Annotated in this window: 16 protein-coding genes; 12 read left to right on the forward strand and 4 right to left on the reverse strand. The window is 71.8% G+C overall.

The window, feature by feature from the left end; all coding sequences use genetic code 11:
* Positions 1–24: 24 nt before the first annotated feature.
* Complete coding sequence (locus AW271_RS36650) at positions 25–573, reverse strand: TetR/AcrR family transcriptional regulator (protein ID WP_245653379.1); 549 nt, start codon at positions 571–573, stop codon at positions 25–27.
* 86 nt (positions 574–659) lie between these two features.
* On the opposite strand from AW271_RS36650, the gene AW271_RS36655 reads away from it, so the two are divergent.
* The 8 genes from AW271_RS36655 to AW271_RS36690 all read left to right on the forward strand — a co-directional run bounded on the left by AW271_RS36655 (position 660) and on the right by AW271_RS36690 (position 8523).
* Entirely contained in the window at positions 660–2213 is a 1554-nt protein-coding gene (locus AW271_RS36655) for an MDR family MFS transporter (RefSeq protein WP_062342709.1), read from the forward strand.
* A gap of 25 nt (positions 2214–2238) precedes the next feature.
* Positions 2239–3666 carry an AAA family ATPase gene (locus tag AW271_RS36660; RefSeq protein ID WP_062342710.1) on the forward strand — a complete coding sequence of 476 codons (1428 nt, stop codon included), beginning with the start codon at positions 2239–2241 and terminating at the stop codon, positions 3664–3666.
* Between the two features lie 19 nt (positions 3667–3685).
* On the forward strand, positions 3686–4723 hold the full coding sequence (locus AW271_RS36665) for an aminopeptidase P family protein (RefSeq protein WP_062342712.1): 1038 nt from the start codon (positions 3686–3688) through the stop codon (positions 4721–4723).
* 30 nt (positions 4724–4753) lie between these two features.
* Positions 4754–5314, forward strand: coding sequence for an elongation factor P (gene efp / locus AW271_RS36670; RefSeq protein ID WP_062342715.1), 561 nt, complete (start codon positions 4754–4756; stop codon positions 5312–5314).
* Entirely contained in the window at positions 5314–5724 is a 411-nt protein-coding gene (nusB, locus tag AW271_RS36675; RefSeq protein WP_030450337.1) for a transcription antitermination factor NusB, read from the forward strand. The genes efp and nusB overlap by 1 nt, the downstream gene beginning before the upstream one ends.
* Positions 5725–5784: 60 nt before the next feature.
* The gene (locus AW271_RS36680; RefSeq protein WP_062342717.1) at positions 5785–6480 is read left to right on the forward strand and encodes a methyltransferase domain-containing protein; all 696 of its coding nucleotides are present in this window, start codon (positions 5785–5787) and stop codon (positions 6478–6480) included.
* Between the two features lie 249 nt (positions 6481–6729).
* Positions 6730–7968, forward strand: a complete 1239-nt coding sequence (locus AW271_RS36685; RefSeq protein ID WP_062342719.1) for a DNA polymerase IV — start codon at positions 6730–6732, stop codon at positions 7966–7968.
* Positions 7969–8124: 156 nt separating this feature from the next.
* The gene (locus tag AW271_RS36690) at positions 8125–8523 is read left to right on the forward strand and encodes an SCO2097 family morphological protein (RefSeq protein WP_030450334.1); all 399 of its coding nucleotides are present in this window, start codon (positions 8125–8127) and stop codon (positions 8521–8523) included.
* 84 nt (positions 8524–8607) lie between these two features.
* On the opposite strand, the gene AW271_RS36695 is transcribed toward AW271_RS36690, so the two are convergent.
* From AW271_RS36695 to AW271_RS36705, 3 genes are read right to left on the reverse strand one after another with little or no spacing between them, the layout of a single operon-like run.
* The gene (locus AW271_RS36695) at positions 8608–11172 is read right to left on the reverse strand and encodes a transglutaminase TgpA family protein (RefSeq protein ID WP_062342720.1); all 2565 of its coding nucleotides are present in this window, start codon (positions 11170–11172) and stop codon (positions 8608–8610) included.
* Positions 11172–12410: a DUF58 domain-containing protein gene (locus tag AW271_RS36700; protein WP_062342722.1), complete on the reverse strand. Its 1239-nt coding sequence runs from the start codon at positions 12408–12410 to the stop codon at positions 11172–11174. Before AW271_RS36700 ends, AW271_RS36695 begins: the two co-directional genes overlap by 1 nt.
* 11 nt (positions 12411–12421) lie before the next feature.
* Positions 12422–13408 (reverse strand): AAA family ATPase, encoded by a 987-nt coding sequence (locus AW271_RS36705; RefSeq protein ID WP_062342724.1) that lies wholly within the window; start codon positions 13406–13408, stop codon positions 12422–12424.
* Positions 13409–13808: 400 nt separating this feature from the next.
* On the opposite strand from AW271_RS36705, the gene mraZ reads away from it, so the two are divergent.
* The 4 genes from mraZ to AW271_RS36725 all read left to right on the forward strand — a co-directional run bounded on the left by mraZ (position 13809) and on the right by AW271_RS36725 (position 18592).
* The gene (gene mraZ, locus AW271_RS36710) at positions 13809–14240 is read left to right on the forward strand and encodes a division/cell wall cluster transcriptional repressor MraZ (protein WP_030450330.1); all 432 of its coding nucleotides are present in this window, start codon (positions 13809–13811) and stop codon (positions 14238–14240) included.
* Positions 14241–14484: 244 nt separating this feature from the next.
* Entirely contained in the window at positions 14485–15444 is a 960-nt protein-coding gene (gene rsmH, locus AW271_RS36715; protein ID WP_062342725.1) for a 16S rRNA (cytosine(1402)-N(4))-methyltransferase RsmH, read from the forward strand.
* Between the two features lie 8 nt (positions 15445–15452).
* Positions 15453–15983, forward strand: a complete 531-nt coding sequence (gene ftsL / locus AW271_RS36720; RefSeq protein WP_062342727.1) for a cell division protein FtsL — start codon at positions 15453–15455, stop codon at positions 15981–15983.
* Between the two features lie 893 nt (positions 15984–16876).
* Positions 16877–18592, forward strand: a complete 1716-nt coding sequence (locus AW271_RS36725; protein WP_500784393.1) for a peptidoglycan D,D-transpeptidase FtsI family protein — start codon at positions 16877–16879, stop codon at positions 18590–18592.
* The last annotated feature ends 42 nt before the right edge of the window (positions 18593–18634 follow it).

Here is an 18634-nt window from a genome sequence, read left to right on the forward strand (position 1 = left end):
GCCGGGCTGAGCGGTGACCGTGCCTCAGGGGCGCAGGCAGATTTCGAACATCGCCTTCAGGCGGGCCTCGACCTCTTCGGCGTCGACCGCCTCGATCACGCCCGGGCCGAAGAGGCGGCGTACCGAACCGGTTCCCAGGATCATCGTGGCGGCCAGCAGGGCGCGTTGTTCCGGGTGGGGGCCGTCGAGCTGGGCGGCGATGCGCTTGATGATCGTCGCCTCGACGTGGGCGTGGAGGATGGCCTGGATCTCGGGGCTGGTGCCGGCGCGGTCGACCATGCGGGTCACCGGTTCGGTCGCGCCGCTCTGCAGGCGGACCGCCAGCCGGTGGGCCAGCCGCCCGGCCAGGCCCGCCGGGTCGCCGGCGATCACCGACTCGATCGTCGAGCCGGTCGCCAGGGCCTCGGCGAAGAGGGCCGCCTTGGTGCCGAAGTAGCGGTTGACGAGGGCCACGTTGGCGCCGGCCTCGGCGGCGATCATCCGCATCGTCACCTGGTCGTAGCCGTGGGCGGCGAACAGGTCGCGGGCCGCCTCCAGGATCCGCCGGCTGGTCGCCTCCCGATCTCTCGTCACCTGACGAATATTAGCTGCGTTTGACAAGTAAACAAGCGTCTACTAACTCTGTTGAGGAGCATTCTTTACACGGGGGGACGCCGGCTTTGACTCTCTTGGACGCACCACAACGCACCTACAGCCATCGCCAGGTCCTGGAGATCCTCTCCGGCCTCCTGCTCGCCCTCATGACCTCGATGCTCTCCACGTCGGTCGTCGGCACCGCCCTCCCCACGATCGTCGGCGACCTGGGCGGCCAGGAGCAGCTGTCCTGGGTGGCCAGCGCGACCCTCCTCACGATGACCGTCTCCACCCCGCTCTGGGGCAAGCTGTCGGACATCTTCGGCCGCAAGCGCCTCTTCCAGATCGCCCTCGGCCTGTTCGTGGCCGCCTCTGTGGTGGCGGGCCTGTCGCAGAACATCGGCATGCTGATCGCGGCCCGCGCGGTCCAGGGCCTCGGCACGGGCGGCCTGTCGGCCCTCACCCAGGTGATCCTGGGCGACATCGTGCCGCCCCGGGAACGCGGGCGTTACTCGGGCTACGTCGGCGCGGTGTTCGGCCTCTCGACCGTCGCCGGGCCGCTGCTCGGCGGGTTCATCGTCGACACCGACTGGCTGGGCTGGCGCTGGTGCTTCTACGTCTGCGTGCCGCTCGCGGTCGTCGCCTTCGCGGTGGTGCAGCGGGTGCTCCGGTTCGACCACGAGAGCCGCGACGCCCGCATCGACTGGTGGGGCGCGACCACGCTGACCGGCGGCGCGACCGCCCTCATGCTGCTGCTGTCGTTCGGCGGCCACGAGTTCGCGTGGAACTCGGCGTGGACCTACGTCCTGGGCGCGGTCACCGTGGTCCTGGTCGCGGCGGCCGTGGTGGCCGAGCGGGCGGCGGCCTCGCCGATCCTGCCGCCCCGGCTGTTCCGCGACCGCACGTTCGTGCTGGCGAGCATCGCCTCGCTGCTGGTCGGCGTCGCCCTGTTCGGCGCGATGATCTACCTGCCGCAGTACCTCCAGATCGTCAAGGGCATGTCGCCCACCGAGTCGGGCCTGATGACCCTGCCGATGGTGATCGGGCTGTTCCTCAGCTCGATCGTCTCGGGCAAGGTCGCCTCGACGACCGGGCGGTGGAAGGCGTTCCCGGCTGTCGGCCTGGTGCTGGTCGCGATCGGGCTGTTCCTGCTGTCGCGGCTGCACGTCGACTCCACGCCGGTGGAGATCGGGGCGTACATCACGATCATGGGCGCGGGGCTCGGCATGACGATGCAGATGCTCGTCCTGGCCGCGCAGAACGCCGCCTCCCGCCAGGACATGGCGGTCAGCACCTCCGGTGTCACGTTCTTCCGCAGCCTGGGCGGCGCGGTCGGCGTCGCGGCGTTCGGGGCGATCCTCACCAACCGGGTCAAGGACGAACTGGCCGCCCGTCTCGGCGGCGTCGCCGCCGCGCCCCAGCTGGGCACCCCCGAGGCCATCCACGGGCTGCCGCCGCAGGTGGTGAAGGCGGTGCTGGAGTCGTACACCGAAGCGATGCAGACCGTCTTCCTGGTCGGCGTGCCGGCGGCGGTCCTCGGGGTGGTCGCGGTGTTGTTCCTCAAGGAGGTGCCGCTGCGCGGCGGCCCGGCCCCGCAGCAGCGGGGCGGCCGGCACGAGCGCCGCAGGCAGCCCGTCTGAGGCGCGCGTTTGGCAGCATGGCCGGGTGACGTCAATCGACTCGCACGACGCCCGTGCTCTGGCCGAGAGCCTCCGCCGGGTCTACGACGCGGTCGCGCAACGCGTGACCGAGGAGAACGCCACCTCGCCCCTGGCCGCGAAGGTCACCGGCCACCTGGCCCGGCCCATCGGGGAGGTGGTCGTGGTCGAGGAGAAGTACCGCCTCTTCGAGCACGCCGCCCTCCAGCTCGCGGCCGACCGCTATCTCGCCGAGCACAGCCCCGGCGCCGAGTGGTTCGGCATCGTCGGCTCCGACCGGCGCTGGGAGAGCCTGATCAACATGATCACCAGCGCCATGAAGTCGGGCGGCGTGCTCCTCGGCCGGCCCGACTACGCGGTCGCCGCGGTCGGGCCCGACGACACCATGGACGTGATCCAGCTCGGCATGGTGTGCACCCACGCCCCCGACGGCAGCCCGGTGATCCTGGGAGTCAGCAACCGCGAGGACTACAACAAGTTCGCCCTCCTCACGGTGATCGCCACCGAGCGGGAGGCGGCGGCCGCCGTGCGCGCCGAGGTCGACCGCCTGAAGAACACGCTCGACCCGCTGCGCGGCCAGGTGGTGAGCTTCGGCTTCTCCGAGCACCGCGAGAACGAGCTGCTCACCTTCATCCCCCGGGCCGACCTCGCCCCCGAGGAGGTGGTGCTGCCCGACGGCCGCCTGGAGGCCCTCGAAGACCACGTCGTGGGGATCGGCCGCGAGGCCGACCGGTTACGCGAGGCCGGTCAGCACCTGCGCCGGGGCCTGCTGCTCTACGGCCCGCCCGGCACCGGCAAGACCCACACCGTCCGCTACCTGATCGGGCGGCGGCCCGAGAGCACCGCGATCCTGATGACCGCCGAGGGCATGTCGAAGATCGACTTCGCGGTGGCGCTGGCGCGGCGGCTCCAGCCGTCGATCGTGGTCGTCGAGGACGTCGACCTCATCGCCGAGGACCGCTCCCAGTTCGAGACCAGCCCCCTGCTGTTCGCCCTCCTCGACGCGATGGACGGCGTGACCGGCGACGCCGACGTGACCTTCCTGCTCACCACCAACCGGGTGGAGACCCTCGAGGCCGCGCTGGTCCAGCGGCCCGGCCGCGTCGACCTGGCCGTCGAGGTCCCGCCCCCCGACGCGGCCGCCCGCGACCGCCTGATCCGCCTCTACGCCCGCAACCGGCCCCTCGCCGCCGACGTCGAGGCCGTCGTCAAGGCCACCGAGGGGGTCACCGCCTCGTTCGTCAAGGAACTGCTCAGGAGGGTCGTCCTCACGGCCCTGAGACGCGACGAGCACGCCCTCACCGACGACCACTTCACCACGGTCCTCACCCGGATGGCCGGGGACGGCGAGTCGCTCACCCGGGCCCTCCTCGGCGGGGCCGCGCCGTCACGGGAGCCGCGCGCCAGAGCCCGCCTGGAGCCCCCGCAATGTTGACATGTCCTAGATTCTGACCATGAGTTTCGCGGAACGCCGAGCCCGTCTGGCCGCCCTCCTCGCCGAGGGCGGCCACCCCGGCCTGCTGGTCACCCGGCCCGTCAACGTGCGCTACCTGACCGGGCTGGCCAGCTCCAACGCCGCCGTGCTGGTGCGCGCCGACGCGACCGCCGTGCTCGCGACCGACTCCCGCTACATCGAGACGGCCCGGGGGCTCGATGGCGACGTACAGATCAAGGAGACCCGCGACGTCGCCGGGGAGCTCCTGGAACCCGGCGCCGCCGTCGAGGCCCACCACCTGACGGTCGCCGAGTTCCGCCGCCTGGGCGGGACCGCGCCCCTCACCGAGGGCCTGGTCGAAGACCTCAGAAGGGTCAAGGACGACGCCGAGATCGCCGCCCTGGCCCGCGCCTGCGCCCTCACCGACGAGGCGTTCTCCCTGGTCGTCGCCCAGATCGCGGCCGGTATGACCGAGCGCGAGATCGCCCGGATGCTGGAGGCGCGGATGACCGAGCTCGGCGCCGACCGCCCGGCCTTCGAGACGATCGTCGCGAGCGGCCCCAACGGCGCCGTCCCGCACCACTCGCCCGGCGACCGCCCGCTGCGGCGGGGCGACCTGGTGACCATGGACTTCGGCGCCCTGTACGCCGGCTACCACGCCGACATGACCCGGACCGTCGCCCTGGGCGAGCCGGCGGACTGGCAGCGCGAGATCTACACCCTCGTCCACGACGCCCAGGCGGCGGGACGCGCCGCCGTCCGCCCAGGGGCCACCGCCGCCGAGATCGATTCCGCCGCGCGCGACCTGATCGACCACGCGGGCTACGGCGACCGCTTCGGCCACGGCCTGGGCCACGGCGTGGGCCTGGAGATCCACGAGGAGCCGTTTCTCGGCCCCGGCCGGACCGGTAGACTAGAGGATCGAGTTCCGATCACCGTCGAACCCGGGGTCTACCTGCCGGGGTTGGGCGGTGTGCGCATCGAGGACACGCTCGTGACGCGTGACCCATTGCCGGAACTGCTCACACTCACCACCAGGGAGCTGCTCGTCCTGTGAGCGGCCCGCACGCAGGAGAAGAGACTTCACGTGGCGACCACGAACGACCTGAAGAACGGACTCGTGCTCAAACTCGACGGCGGCGACCTCTGGTCGGTCGTGGAGTTCCAGCACGTCAAGCCCGGTAAGGGCGGCGCGTTCGTCCGCACCAAGCTGAAGAGCATCAAGTCGGGCAAGGTCGTCGACAAGACCTTCAACGCCGGCGTCAAGGTCGAGGTGGCGACCGTCGACCGTCGTGAGATGCAGTTCTCCTACATGGACGGCGACGAGTTCGTCTTCATGGACACCGAGACCTACGACATGCTCAACGTCTCGCGGGTGGCCGTCGGCGACGCCGCCAACTACCTGCTCGAGAACATGACCGCCACGGTCGCGATCAACGAGGGCAACGTCCTCTACGTCGAGCTCCCGGCCGCCGTCGAGCTGATCATCTCCGAGACCGAGCCGGGCCTCCAGGGCGACCGCTCGACCGGCGGCACCAAGCCCGCCACCCTCGAGACCGGCGCCGAGATCAAGGTGCCGCTCTTCATCACGACCGGCGAGAAGGTCAAGGTCGACACCCGGACCGGCGACTACCTCGGTCGCGCTTGATGTCTGCCCGGGGGAAGGCGCGCCGCCGCGCGCTCGACATCCTCTTCGAGGCCGAGGCACGTGACACCAACCCGCTCGACATCCTCGCCGAGCGGGTCGAGCGGGCCGAGCCGCCGGTCAACGAATACACGGTCAGCCTGGTCGAGGGCGTGGCCGGGCGGCTGGGCCGCATCGACGAGCTCATCTCGACCTACTCGGAGGGGTGGACGATGGAGCGCATGCCCGCCGTCGACCGCAACATCCTCCGGGTCGGCACCTACGAGATGCTCTGGGTCGAAGAGGTGCCCGAAGGCGTCGTGATCAGTGAGTGGGTGGCCCTCGCCGGTGAGTTGTCGACCGACGAGTCGCCCCAGTTCGTCAACGGGCTGCTGGCCCGTTTCAAGCAGCTCAAGCCGTCCCTGACGCTCTGAGCTCCGGCGGCGGCGTAGGCTGGCGTGCCTACGTCGTCGTCGACTTTTCGGAGGATCACCGTGCGTGACGCCACGCGGCAGGCCGTCGTCTGGGAGTCGCTCCAAGCGGTCATCGCCGGCAGATCCGCGCTCGACATCCTCGACGCCGGCGGCGGCACCGGCGGCTTCGCGGTGCCGCTGGCCCGCCTGGGCCACGCGGTGACCGTGGTCGACCCCACCCCCGACTCGCTGGCCGCGCTGGAGCGCCGCGCCGCCGAGGCGGGCGTGACCGTCACCGGCCTCCAGGGCGACGCCGGCGACCTGGCCGACCTCCTCCCGCCCGCCAGCGCCGACCTGGTGCTCTGCCACAGCGTGCTCGAATACGTCGACGACCCGTCGGCCGCCCTCGCGTCGGTCCACACGGTCGTGCGCCCCGGGGGAGTGGTCAGCGTCCTGGCCGCCAACCCCGTCGCGACCGCCATCCACCGCGCCCTGGCCGGCAACTTCGCCGAGGCCCGCGACGTCCTCGACACGGGCACCTGGGGCGAGAAGGACCCGACCCCCCGCCGCTTCACCGGCGAGGCCCTCGCCGCCCTGCTGGGCAAGGCCGGCTTCACCGTCGGCGAGGTCCAGGGCGCCCGCATCTTCACCGACCTGGTCCCCAGCCGCTTCGCCGAAGACGACCCTGATGGCTTGATCGAGCTTGAACGGGCCGCCGCCGCCCACCCCGTGCTGAGGGACATCGCGACCAGGCTCCACCTCCTCGCCCACCGCTAAGAGCCTCTTTTCCGTTACGGCTCCGCCCACCCCGGCACCGACCACCGCTCCCGGGAAGCGCCGCACCCGGCGCCGACCGGCCGCTCCCGCGTCGCGCCCAACGAGCAGGCCGGGCGAAAAGAGCGATCTTGCCCCGCCGTGGGCGTCGGCCGGGCGAGGGGTTGGATGAACATGCAGGTCTGCTCGTGCGCTCGGGCCCGCGCGTGCGGGGCACGCGCAGTCAAACACGCGTTCGGTTAGACTCGCGCCATGTCGAGGAAACAGGTGTTGCCGCAGGTCACCACCCCGGCCGGGAGCGCCGACGACAGCGGCTGCCCGATCCTCCACGTCGACATGGACGCGTTCTTCGCCGCGGTCGAGCTGATCGACCGCCCGGAGCTCGTGGGCACCCCCGTGATCGTCGGCGCCGCCGGGGCGCGGGGCGTGGTGCTGAGCGCCACCTACGAGGCCCGCCGGTTCGGCGTCCACTCGGCGATGCCGATGACCCGGGCGATGCGGTTGTGCCCGCAGGCGACGGTCATCCCGCCCTCCCACGGCAAGTACGGCGCGATCTCCAAGGGCGTCTTCGAGATCTTCCACGCGGTCACCCCGCTCGTGGAGCCGCTCTCGGTCGACGAGGCGTTCCTCGACGTCGGCGGCGCCCGCCGCAGGCTGGGGTCCCCGGTTCAGGTCGCGGCGGCGATCCGGGCCCAGGTGGCCGAGCGTTTCGGGGTGACCTGCTCGGTCGGGGTGGCGTCCACCAAGTTCGTCGCCAAGCTCGCCTCCCGCCAGTGCAAGCCCGACGGCCTCCTGGTCGTCCCGGCCGACGGCGTCGTCGAGTTCCTCCACCCGCTGCCCGTCGCGGCCCTGTGGGGCGTGGGCGAACGCACTGAGCAGGCCCTGACGCGGCTGGGCATCAAAACCGTGGGCGATTTGGCCCGGGTGCCCGTTGCCACGCTCCAGCGCGAGTTCGGGGCCGCGGGGAGCCATCTGGCGGCGCTGGCGTGGGGCCGCGACGAGCGCCGGGTGACCGCCCACGTCCCCGACAAGAGCATCGGCAACGAGGAGACCTTCGCCCACGACGTCGACGACCCCGAGACGATCATGCGGGAGCTGCTCCGGCTCTCCGAGCGGGTCGCCGCCCGGCTGCGCGCCGCCGGCTACGTCGGCCGGACCGTCAGCGTGAAGCTGCGCCGATCCGATTTCACGACCATCACGCGGTCGCGTACCCTCCGAGAGGCCACAGATGTGGCGAAAGAGATACATACCACCGCTTGCGACCTCTACAGGGCCGCAGGTCTCGATAGAGTGCGGCTGCGACTCGTAGGCGTCCGGATGGAGAACCTCCGCCCGGCAGACACGGCGACCAGGCAAATCGGCCTGGGAGACCGCGAGATCGGCTGGCGGGAGGCGGAACAGGCCATGGACAGGGCGATCCGGAGGTTCGGGCCCGATGCGGTCCGCCCCGCCTCGCTCGTCCGAAAACGGTTTGGTCCAATGGATCTATGACGTCACCTCCGCATTGGACCGCGCTTGTGGACGTTCTGACCGTTTTCTTTCGCCCACGTCTACAGACTCGTATTCTGGGGATAACCGACCGCAGGGTTCGGACATCCTTCGTTCGTTGCCGTCTTCCCCGTCTTGGGGCCGTCCTTGGGAGGCGCCGTGCCGCTGTCTGAGCACGAGCAGCGCTTGCTCGACCAGATCGAGCAGGCCCTCTATGCCGAGGACCCGAAGTGGGCCAATACCGTCCGGATCAGTGACCCACGCAGCCATTACAAGCGCCGCCTGGTGAAGGCCTCCATCGGCTTCGCACTCGGCGTCGTCCTGCTGATGGTCGGCGTCGTGTCCACCGTCATCTGGCTCGGGGTCGCCGGCTTTGTGGTCATGCTCGCGACGTGTCTGTGGGGTCTGTCCAGCTGGAAACGCATGAACGGTTTCCACGGCGACAGCCGCTCCGCCACGTCCACGCAGCAGCAGGGGCCGGCCGCCCGCCGTGGGCGCCGTCCCGGCTTCATGGAGCGCATGGAGGAGCGCTGGCGCCGTCGTAACGACGAGCGCTAGCCGCCGCAGTAGTTGTCACAGTAATCATGGAAAGACGGCGGGCCCGGGGCTGACACGCCCCGAGCCCGCTCGTTTGTTCCGGTATTACCGACGCGACCCGACCTGTGACTCCAGCACGTCCTCAGTGGCCGCGGTCTCGGGTTCCTTCCTGGCCGGCCGCAGCCGGATGTTCTCCAGGCGGTCGAACCCGTCCAGCATGCGCTCGCCGAGGCCGCGCACCCGCAGCAACGACGACATGGGCGCCAGCACCGCCGCGATCCGCCGCCCGCGCGACACCGACGCCGCCAGGCCCCGCCTGACCGCCTTCAGGTCGTCGACCAGAGGCGTGACCTCGCCGGGGGTGCGGGCGTACCGCAGCTTCTCCTCGCTGGTGGCGATCTTGGCCAGCGCCTTGGCCGCCTCGGTGTCGAGGGGGTAGGCGCCGGCCAGCCGCCGGCCCAGCGCCCGGGGCGTCTCGCTGCTCGCCTTGGGCATGCCCAGGTCGACCAGCGTGTCGCAGAGCTCGGCCCAGGCGGCCTCCACGGCCGGGGCCGCGAAGGTGTTCTCCTGCTTGGGCGCCGCCACGACCGGCTCCTCGGCGACGGCCCAGACCGACAGGGGCTTCTCGGCGGGCTCCCCGCCGATCACCTCGCCGCCGCTCCAGCCGTCGTCGTCGTCCTTCTTCGGTTTCACGACGGGCACCTCGTCGTCGGGCACGGCGGCCGCCCGGTTGAGCACCCGCCGCCGCCAGAGCCAGAGCACCGCCCGCATGAACGCGGGGATCAGCGACAGCAGCAGCGCCACGGCGACGCCGATGCCGACGTTCACCCAGACCGACCGCTCCTCGGCCACCGGCAGACCGGTCGGCCCGAGCTCCCGCTCGGCGTTGCCGATCCCGCGCGCCGGGTTGCTCGCCCCCGGCGAGGCGGCCGGGTCGCTCGACGGCCGGGCCGAGGCCCCCGACGAGGGCTCGGCGGAGTCCGACTGCGGCAGCGTGTACGACGGCACCCGCGCCGTCGCCTGCCCGAACCCGCCCGCCGGCGTCGGCTCGAAGGTCAGCCATCCGGCGCCCTCGAAGTAGAGCTCCGGCCAGGCGTGCGCGTCGTGGGTCCGGACGACCCACCGGTCCTCCGACTTGGTGCCGCCGGTGTAGCCGATCGACACCCGCGACGGGATGCCCAGCACCCGCGCCAGCACCGCGAAGGCGCTGGCGAACTGCTCGCAGTAGCCCGACTTGCCGACCAGCAGGAAGTCGGTCAGCGCGTCGAGCCCCGACCCCTTGGTCTGCACGTCGTAGGTGAACCCGCCGGTGCGGGTGAACCACTCCTGCAGCTTCACCGCCATCTGGTACTTGGTGGCCGCGCCCCGGGTGACGTCGTCGGCCAGCGCGACGACGGCGGGGTCGATGTCGGCGGGCAGCGTCAGGAAGCGGCCCTGCACGTCGATCGGCGCCATCGGCGCGTTGTCCAGCATCTCGGGCGTGGGCCGCACGTCCTTGCCGATGACCTGGTATTCGAGCCCGGCCGCGTCGTCCTCGGTGGAGAACACCATCAGGGTGTTGCGGTCGGCCCGCCAGTCGCCGTCGGCGACGACCCGGGTGGCCGGGTAGGGGAGCGGCAGGAAGCGCAGCTCCTCGATGTCCTCGCTGACCGTGATGGTCTGGTCGGTCGCCGTCCCCGGCGTCATGGGCGACAGGCCCGGCGCGGGCGGCATGACGCTCTCGCTCACCCGGTCTTCGGGACGCCCGCGCAGCGCGCTCGACTTGAACTGCTGCCCGTCGAACTCGTCGAGGGAGTAGATGCGCAGGTAGCGCGGCACGTCGTCGGTGGAGGTGTAGCTCAGCACCGGCGCGTTCACCGGGTGCGACAACTGCCCGCTGAGCTTGGCGATGGCGTCGGGGATGCCGACGTTGCGGCCGCCCGGCCCCAGGCCGTTGCCGACGCCGAACCCGAACGGCGGGTTGGGCGTCAGCGTGGGGATCAGCGCCGGGATGCCGATGGCCAGCGCCACGGCGGTGACCCCGATGCGCTTGCCCGACAGGACCAGCTTGCCCGCGTCGGGGGTGGTGGTGGTCGTGCGCGAACGCCGTACCAGCACGGCCCGGCCCCAGTGGGACACCCGCTCGCGCCCGTCGGAGACCAGCAGGCCGACGAACCCGAGCGCGCCGATGATGAACGCGGGCCAGGCGATCGGCTCGTTCAGCACCGCGGCCGGGACGGTGAACAGCCCGAGCAGCGGCAGGCCCGCCAGCGCCGCCCGGCGCACCCGCACCGCGAACGCGTCGACGAGGATCGCGATGAACGCGACCCCGCCCGCGGTCAGCAGGCTGATGCCCCCGGTCGACGGGACCGGCGCGGCGAACTTCTGGATCTCGTCCCAGCCCTCGGCCATCGTCTCGGCGATCCGGGCGGTGGAGTCGAAGTTGGGGATGAACCCCCACCACGCCTCGTCGCGGGCGAAGGTGACGGTCATGAACAGGATCGCCGCCAGCGCCATGCCGACCGGCGCGGCGAACGCGGGCTGCGCGTACCGCGACACCAGCGCCGCCGCCAGCGTCGTGCACAGCAGGATGCCGAGCGTCGCCCAGAACCACGAGCCCTCGGAGAACAACGGATAAAGGGTGAGCGCGACGGCACCCGTGGCCGCCCCCGAAGCGATCGGCAGTCGCATCACGCGGCACTCCTCTTGTACGCGGCGTCGGGCCAGATCGCGGCCAGCGACACCCCGGCGGGCAGCCGCAGCACCCGCCAGCCGCTCGCGGCCAGCACCGCCTGCGCCTGCTCGTGCTCGGGGGAGACCTCGCCCTCCGAGCCGCCCTCCCAGGTCGCGACGTCGAGCAGCACCGCGACGCCGGTCATGTGGCCGTGCCGCAGCCGCGCCAGCGACTGCGCGTCGTCGAGGTCGAGCGCCCCGAGCACCGCCACGATCAGTCCTTCGCCGCCGCCCTGCCGCAACCCGGCGATGCCGTTGGAGAGCGAGCGGGCCTGGCTGTTGCGCACCACCGCGAGCGTGTCGAGCAGCGAGGCCTGCACGCCGCCCTCCATGAGCTGCTGCGGCCCCTGGTCGGTGACCAGCCGCAGCCCGAGCCCCTCGTGCGCGAGGTGCACGCCGATGGAGGCCGCCGCCGAGACCGCGACCTCGAACGACGAACGCGGGCCCTCGCCCCGGTGGGCGGGCCGCCGCGTGTCGAGCAGGAGCGCGCCGCGGCTCTGCCACTGCTGTTCCTCGCGCCGCACCATCAGCTCGCCGTAACGCGCGGTCGAGCGCCAGTGGACGCGGCGCAGGTCGTCGCCCTGCCGGTAGTCGCGCGGCGCGACGTCGTCGTCGCCCGCGGCCGCCACCGACCGGGTGCGGCTGTCGCCGCCGCCCGCCCACTCGCCCGACAGGCGCACGTAGGGCAGCGGGATGACCTGCGGGGTCACCACGAGGGTGTCGGTCGCGGTGAACGTGCGGGCCAGTTCGACCAGCCCGAACGGGTCGGTGATGCGCACCGACAGCGGCCCGATGGAGTAGCGCCCGCGCAGGTCCGACCGCACCTTGTAGTCGATCTCGCGGATCCCCTTGGCCTCCACCCGGTCGAGCACGAACCGGGGGCGGGTGCCCAGGGCGTACTGGAGCGTGTCCTCGACGAGGAGCAGGCCGGTGGGCAGCCGGGTCACGTTCTCCAGCCGCAGCGTGACCGTGCTGTCGTTGCCGGCCTCGACCCGGGAGGGGTCGAGGCGGCGCGCGCAGCTCAGCCGGTAACGGGTCCGCGCCACGACCATGACGGCCAGCAGCGGCAGCGCGACGATCAGGATCGCCACCCGGATGAGGTCGTGCTCTCCGAGCAGGAACGCGCACACCAGGGCGGCGATCCCGGACGCGAGGAACGACCTGCCCCGGGCGGTGAGCGCCCTGAGTCCGGTCATAGAGAGGAGTCCTACTTCGTGTCGGGCACCGGGATGCGGCGCACAAGCTCGGCGAGCGACTGCTCGGGCGTCCGGCGCTGGCCCTGCGCCTCCATGCTGGGCAGCAGGCGGTGGGCCAGGACCGGCACGGCGAGGTCCTGGAGGTCGTCGGGGATCACGTAGTCGCGGCCGGACAGCGCGGCGTGCGCGCGGGCCGCCCTGACCAGCTGCAGCGTGGCGCGCGGGGAGGCGCCGAGCCGCAGGTCGGGGGTCTGGCGGGTGGCGGTGACCAGGTCGATGGCGTACTTCTTCACCGGCTGCGAGACGTAGACCGCGCGGACCGCCTCGATCAGCGCCTTCACCTCGGCGGTGGTGGCGACCGGCTCCAGCTTGTCGAGCGGCTGGGAGGCGCCGTGCACGTCGAGCATCTCGAGCTCGGCCACCGGCTCGGGGTAGCCCATGGCGATCTTGGCGGTGAAGCGGTCGCGCTGCGCCTCGGGGAGGGGATAGGTGCCCTCCATCTCGATGGGGTTCTGGGTCGCGATGACCATGAACGGCGCGTCGAGCCGGTGGGTGAGGCCGTCGACGGTCACCTGCCGCTCCTCCATGCACTCCAGGAGGGCCGACTGGGTCTTCGGCGAGGCCCGGTTGATCTCGTCGCCGACCACGATGTTGGCGAACACCGGGCCGGGCTTGAACTCGAACTCCCGGGTCTGCTGGTTGTAGGCGCTCACACCGGTGATGTCGGAGGGGAGGAGGTCGGGGGTGAACTGCACGCGGCGCATCGGGCAGTCGATCGACTTCGCGAGCGCTTTGGCGAGCATCGTCTTTCCCACGCCCGGTACGTCTTCGATGAGAAGATGACCTTCCGCGAGCAATACGGTCAGCGTCAGCCGAACCACGTCGCTCTTGCCTTCGATGACGGATTCGATCGCGTCCCGGATCCGGTGCGCGGTCTCGACCAGCTCGTTGAGACTCTCCGAGCCGGTTTTGTCACCGACGCCGTGAGTTACTGCCACCGGGCCTCCAAGGGCGTGCCGTATTGCTGGGGGTTTGCCATTTCTTATCCATTGTGTGTACCGAGACTATGCCGCACGTGGTTCTCCGGCGACTTTGTGCGGAAAGAAGCGTGAACTGCCCACAGTGTCGTGCTAAGCGGTACCGATCGCGTGGTACGCCGGTCAGGATTCCGTGACACGCCGGGCGGGCGACTTGACCTCTCGGCGGCGCGCGACACGCCCGCGCCGCTCCGGCGCCCCACTTCACACCACCGCGTTTGACCTGCGAAAACGTCCGATAAACGAGATCGTCATACCGTTTGAATCAGTTGACGGTGGAGAGAAGTGGAGTATGGTGGAGCCCAATGGAGGACCGTGGCTGTAGGGCTTCGTGTTCCCCATGGCACGGGAGGTGGCGCCGGTGTTCCTCGGCACTCACCACCCGCGCCTCGATGACAAAGGACGGCTGTTCCTGCCGGCGAAGTATCGCGAGGAGCTGGCGGAGGGTCTTGTGATCACCAAAGGCCAGGAGCGCTGCCTCTACGTCTTCCCCGTAGAGGAGTTCCAGCGCATCACTGAGGCTTTGCGCACCGCGCCGGTGACCGCCAAGGCCGTCCGCGACTACAGCCGCGTCTTCTTCGCCAGTGCCTCCGATGAGACCCCCGACAAACAGGGGCGCGTCACCATCCCGTCCGGCCTGCGCCAGTACGCCGGGCTCGATCGTGACTGCGTGGTCATCGGCGCCAACACCCGGCTGGAGATCTGGGCCGCCCCGGCGTGGGAGGCCTATCTCGCCGACCAGGAGCAGGCATTCGCCGACCTGTCCGAGGAGGTGTTGCCAGGGATCCTGTGACCTTTCGAAATGACCCGTCGGTGACGTTCGGCGAGGTCTCCACCCGCCCGCCGGGTACCTGATGCACCTTCCCCGGTGTCAGGTGCCACGAGACGCGGTCTGCGGATGGGGACCTGGCCGGACGGGTCGGCCGTCCGCCATAGTTCTCGGCGGCAGTCGACCGAGGGTGGGGACTGTCTAGCCGACGGGGCGCCGCGCGACCGCGAGCCCAGAAGCGGCATTTACTCATGGGGGTGTACGACGTATGACCGACCAGAACACCGGTGGGCACGTTCCGGTGCTGCTCGGCCGTGTGCTGGAGCTGCTGGCTCCCGCGCTCACCGGGCCGTCTCCGGTGGTCGTCGACGCCAACCTGGGCCTCGGGGGCCACGCCGAGGCGATCCTCGCCGCACATCCCGACGTGCACCTCATCGGCATCGACCGCGACCCGTTCGCCATCGACCACTCCACCAAACGGCTGGCGCCCTACGCCGACCGCACGACCATCGTGCGCGCGGTCTCCAGTGAGCTTCCCGAGGTGCTCGCCGACAGCGGCCACCCGGTCATCCACGGCGCGCTGTTCGACCTCGGCGTCTCCTCGCCGCAGCTCGACGAGGCCGACCGCGGGTTCGCCTACTCCTACGACGCGCCCCTCGACATGCGCATGGACCGCGACCAGGAGCTGACCGCCGCCGACGTGGTGAACACCTACGAGCCCCGCGACCTGGCCCGGGTGCTGCGCGACTTCGGCGAGGAACGCTTCGCCGCGCGCATCGCCGAGCGGGTCGCCAAGGAACGGGCCGTCGAGCCGATCACCTCGACCAAACGCCTCGCCGACCTCGTGCGCGAGGCGATCCCCGCCGCGACCCGCCGGACCGGCGGCAACCCGGCGAAACGAACCTTCCAGGCGTTGCGCATCGAAGTGAACGCGGAGCTGGCCGCCCTCGACGCGGCCCTGCCCGCCTCGCTCGACGCGCTCGCGGTGGGCGGGCGCGTGGTCGTGCTCTCCTACCACTCCTTGGAGGACCGGCTCACCAAGCAGGTCCTCGCGGCGCGAACCAGGGAAACCGGCCCTCCGGGGCTGCCGGTCCCGTTGGAGGCTCACCAGCCCCGGTTCCGTCACCTGACAAGGGGGGCCGAGCTCCCCGACGACGACGAGCTGGCCCGCAACCCGCGGGCCGCCTCGGCCCGGTTGCGGGCGGCAGAGAGGATCCGCCAGGGATGAGGCCGACGATGAGCCCACTGAAAGACCCGAAGACCGGCGCCAAGCCCGGCGCCAAGCCCGGCGCCAAGCCCGACGCGCGCCGTCGCCCGCGCGGCCCCGTGACCCACGCCCGCCCGGTCGAGCGGACGGAGGTCCCGGTCGCCCGGCGCGCGCCGCAACCGCCGTCCGAACGGCGGCGTCCGCCGAGGGCGCCCTTCGTCATGCTCGTCGTCGGCCTGCTCGGCGGCGGTCTGGTCAGCCTGCTGCTGCTCAACACGGTGCTGGCGCAGGACTCGTTCAAGCACAACGAGCTGCGCCGCGTGAACGAGCAGCTGCGTCAGCAGGCCGACGCGGAGAAGGGCCGCATCCGCGACGCCCGCCAGCCCGACGCGGTCGCCAAGGGCGCCGTGCAGCACGGCGTCTCGCCCGACGAGTCGGCCCCGAAGTGGGTCGGCGGCGGTCACACGCCGTCGGCGCCGGGCGCCGAGCCCACCACGTCGGGCCGCACCGAGCCCGGCGGCGCGGCTGAGGCTTCGGAGACGGGGAGCAGCGAGCAGTGAGCAGTGGCGGCGGCCGCCCACCGTCCCCGGGCCGGCCGGGCAGCCCCGGCGACCGGGGCCCGCGCGACGGCCGCCGCGCCTCGGGCTCGGGTTCCCACCCGGGCCGCGCCGACGGACCGGGCCGCCCCCGGCGCCCCGACGACCCGGGCCGCCCCCGTGAGGCCGACACCGAACCGGGCGCCCCCCGCACGGGCCGCCCGGCCGACGACCATCCGGAGACCTCCCGCGAAGGCCGCCGCCCCACCGACGGCGGCGCGCGTTCCCGCGACGGCGGACGGTCCGGCGACGCCGGCGCGCGTTCCCGCGAGAGCGGGCGGGCCGGTGAGGGCGGCGCGCGCTCGCGTGAGGGTGTGCGCCCTGGCGACGGCGGCGCTCGTTCCCGTGATGGCGGTCGGGCCGGTGACAACGGAGCTCGGCCTCGCACGCGGGGGCCGGCCGGTGACGGTGGTGCGCGCTCGCGTGATGGCGGGCGCGGCGAGTCCGGCCTTCGTGACGAGGGCCGGTTTCACGACGGGGGCCGTCCCGGAGACGGCCGATCCAGGAATGCCGCACGCCCGGCTGACGCCCGCTCGGCCGACGGGCGTGCCCGCACGGGCGGCCGCGCTGGCGACGGACCGTCTCGTGGCGGTGGTCGTCCTGCCGACGGATCTCTTCGTGACGGTGGCCGGTTCGCCGACGGGCCGCTTCGTGAGGGCGCCCGTGGGCGGGACGGCGCCGGGAGGCCGTCGCGGCCCGGAGAAAGGCCCGGCGAGAGGTCCGGCGACCGGCCCGCGCGGCCGTTGCGGCCGGGGGAGCGGCCGGTCCTGGGGCGCGACGGCGACGTGCCGCCGCGCAGGTCGCCCGCAGGGCCCGGGGGGCCGCCTCGGCGGCCGGGGCCGCCGCCGCGACCCGCGGTGTTGCGGCTGGGCAATCCGCGGCGGCGGATCAACATCGCGCTGATGGCCATGGCCGTGGTGTTGTCGCTGTTCGCCGGGCGGCTGGTGCAGCTGCAGGGGCTGAACTCCAAGACGTTCCAGGCCAAGGCCGCCGACCAGCGGGTCACGCCCGAGGTCCTGCCGGCCAAGCGGGGGTCGATCACCGACGCCAACGGCAACGAGCTGGCCGTCACGGCCGACGCCCGGGAGATCTACCTCGACCCCAAGGAGGTCAAGGAGACCCAGCGGGAGCTGATCGCCACCACGCTCTCGGCCGAGCTCGGCAAGCCCAAGGACGGCATCGCCGCCAAGCTCGCCCAGGTCGACAAGCGTTACCTGGTCGTCGCCCGCGACGTCGACCCGCTGGTCGCCCGCAAGATCATGGGCATGGGCTTCCGGGGGGTGGGCTCCAAGCCGACGTACCGGCGGCTCTATCCCGGCGGCACGCTGGCCGGCGGGCTGGTCGGGTTCGTCGGCGACGACGGGTTCGGGCTCGAGGGGCTGGAGCAGGCGTACAACAAGACGCTCGCGGGTCAGGACGGCCAGCAGAGCATCGAGATCGGCCGGGGCGGCGAGCGCATCCCGATGACGCGCAGCACCCGCCAGGCGCCGGTGCCCGGCCGCGACCTGCGGCTGACGATCGACCGGTACATCCAGTGGGCCGCCTACGAGGCGATCGCCAAGCAGGTCAAGGCGGTCGGGGCGCGCAGCGGCAGCGTCATCGTCATGGACATCAAGACCGGGCAGATCCTCGCCATGGCCAACGCGCCCGAGGTCGACCTGCGCGACTGGCAGGCGACCAGCGCCGAAGACCGGGGCAACAAGGCCGCCGCCGAGGTGTTCGAGCCGGGCTCCACCAACAAGGTCATCACGGCCGCCGCCGCGCTGGAGGCGGGCGTGGTCGCGCCGTCGACGCTGTTCACGGTGCCCGACAACATCCAGTGCGCCGACAAGGTGCTGCGCGACGCCCACCCGCACCCGACCGAGCAGATGACCTTCGCCCAGATCCTCGAGGAGTCGAGCAACGTCGGCACGATCATGGCGGGCACCAAGATCACCGACCAGCGGCTGCACAACATGTTCACCGCCTTCGGCTTCGGCGCGAAGAGCGGCGGCAGCATCCCGAGCGAGGAGGCCGGCCTGCTGCCCGACTGGCAGGACTGGAGCGGCTCCCAGCGCTGCACCATCATGTACGGCCAGGGCATCAGCGTCACCGCCCTCCAGATGGCCAGCGTCTACCAGACCATCGCCAACGGCGGCGTGCGGCTGACCCCCACGATCGTCGCGGGCACCACCGACGAGAAGGGCCACCTGGTCCCGGCCGCCGCCCCGAAGCAGACCCGGGTGATCAGCGAACTGACCGCCCGCCAGCTCGCCGGCATGCTCGAGAAGGCGGTCGCCGGAGCCGACGGAACCGGTGGCGCGGCCGCCATCGAGGGCTACCGGGTGGCGGGCAAAACCGGAACCGCCATGCGCTATGACCAGAAATGTGGCGGATACTGCGGTTATACGGCGACCTTCGTCGGCTTCACCCCCGCCGAAGCGCCCCGCCTGATGGCCCTGGCCGTCATTCAGGACCCGAAAAAAGACCATTACGGCGGTACGATCGCCGCGCCCGTTTTCCAGGAAGTCATGACTTTTGCGTTGAAGACCAAGAAAATCCCGCCGACCGGGTCGACGAGCCTTCTCCGGTGACCGGGAACGATACGCTCTCGCCGTGAACGAGCCCGACCGCAC

Source organism: Herbidospora sakaeratensis, assembly GCF_001570525.1.
GTDB lineage: Bacteria > Actinomycetota > Actinomycetes > Streptosporangiales > Streptosporangiaceae > Herbidospora > Herbidospora sakaeratensis.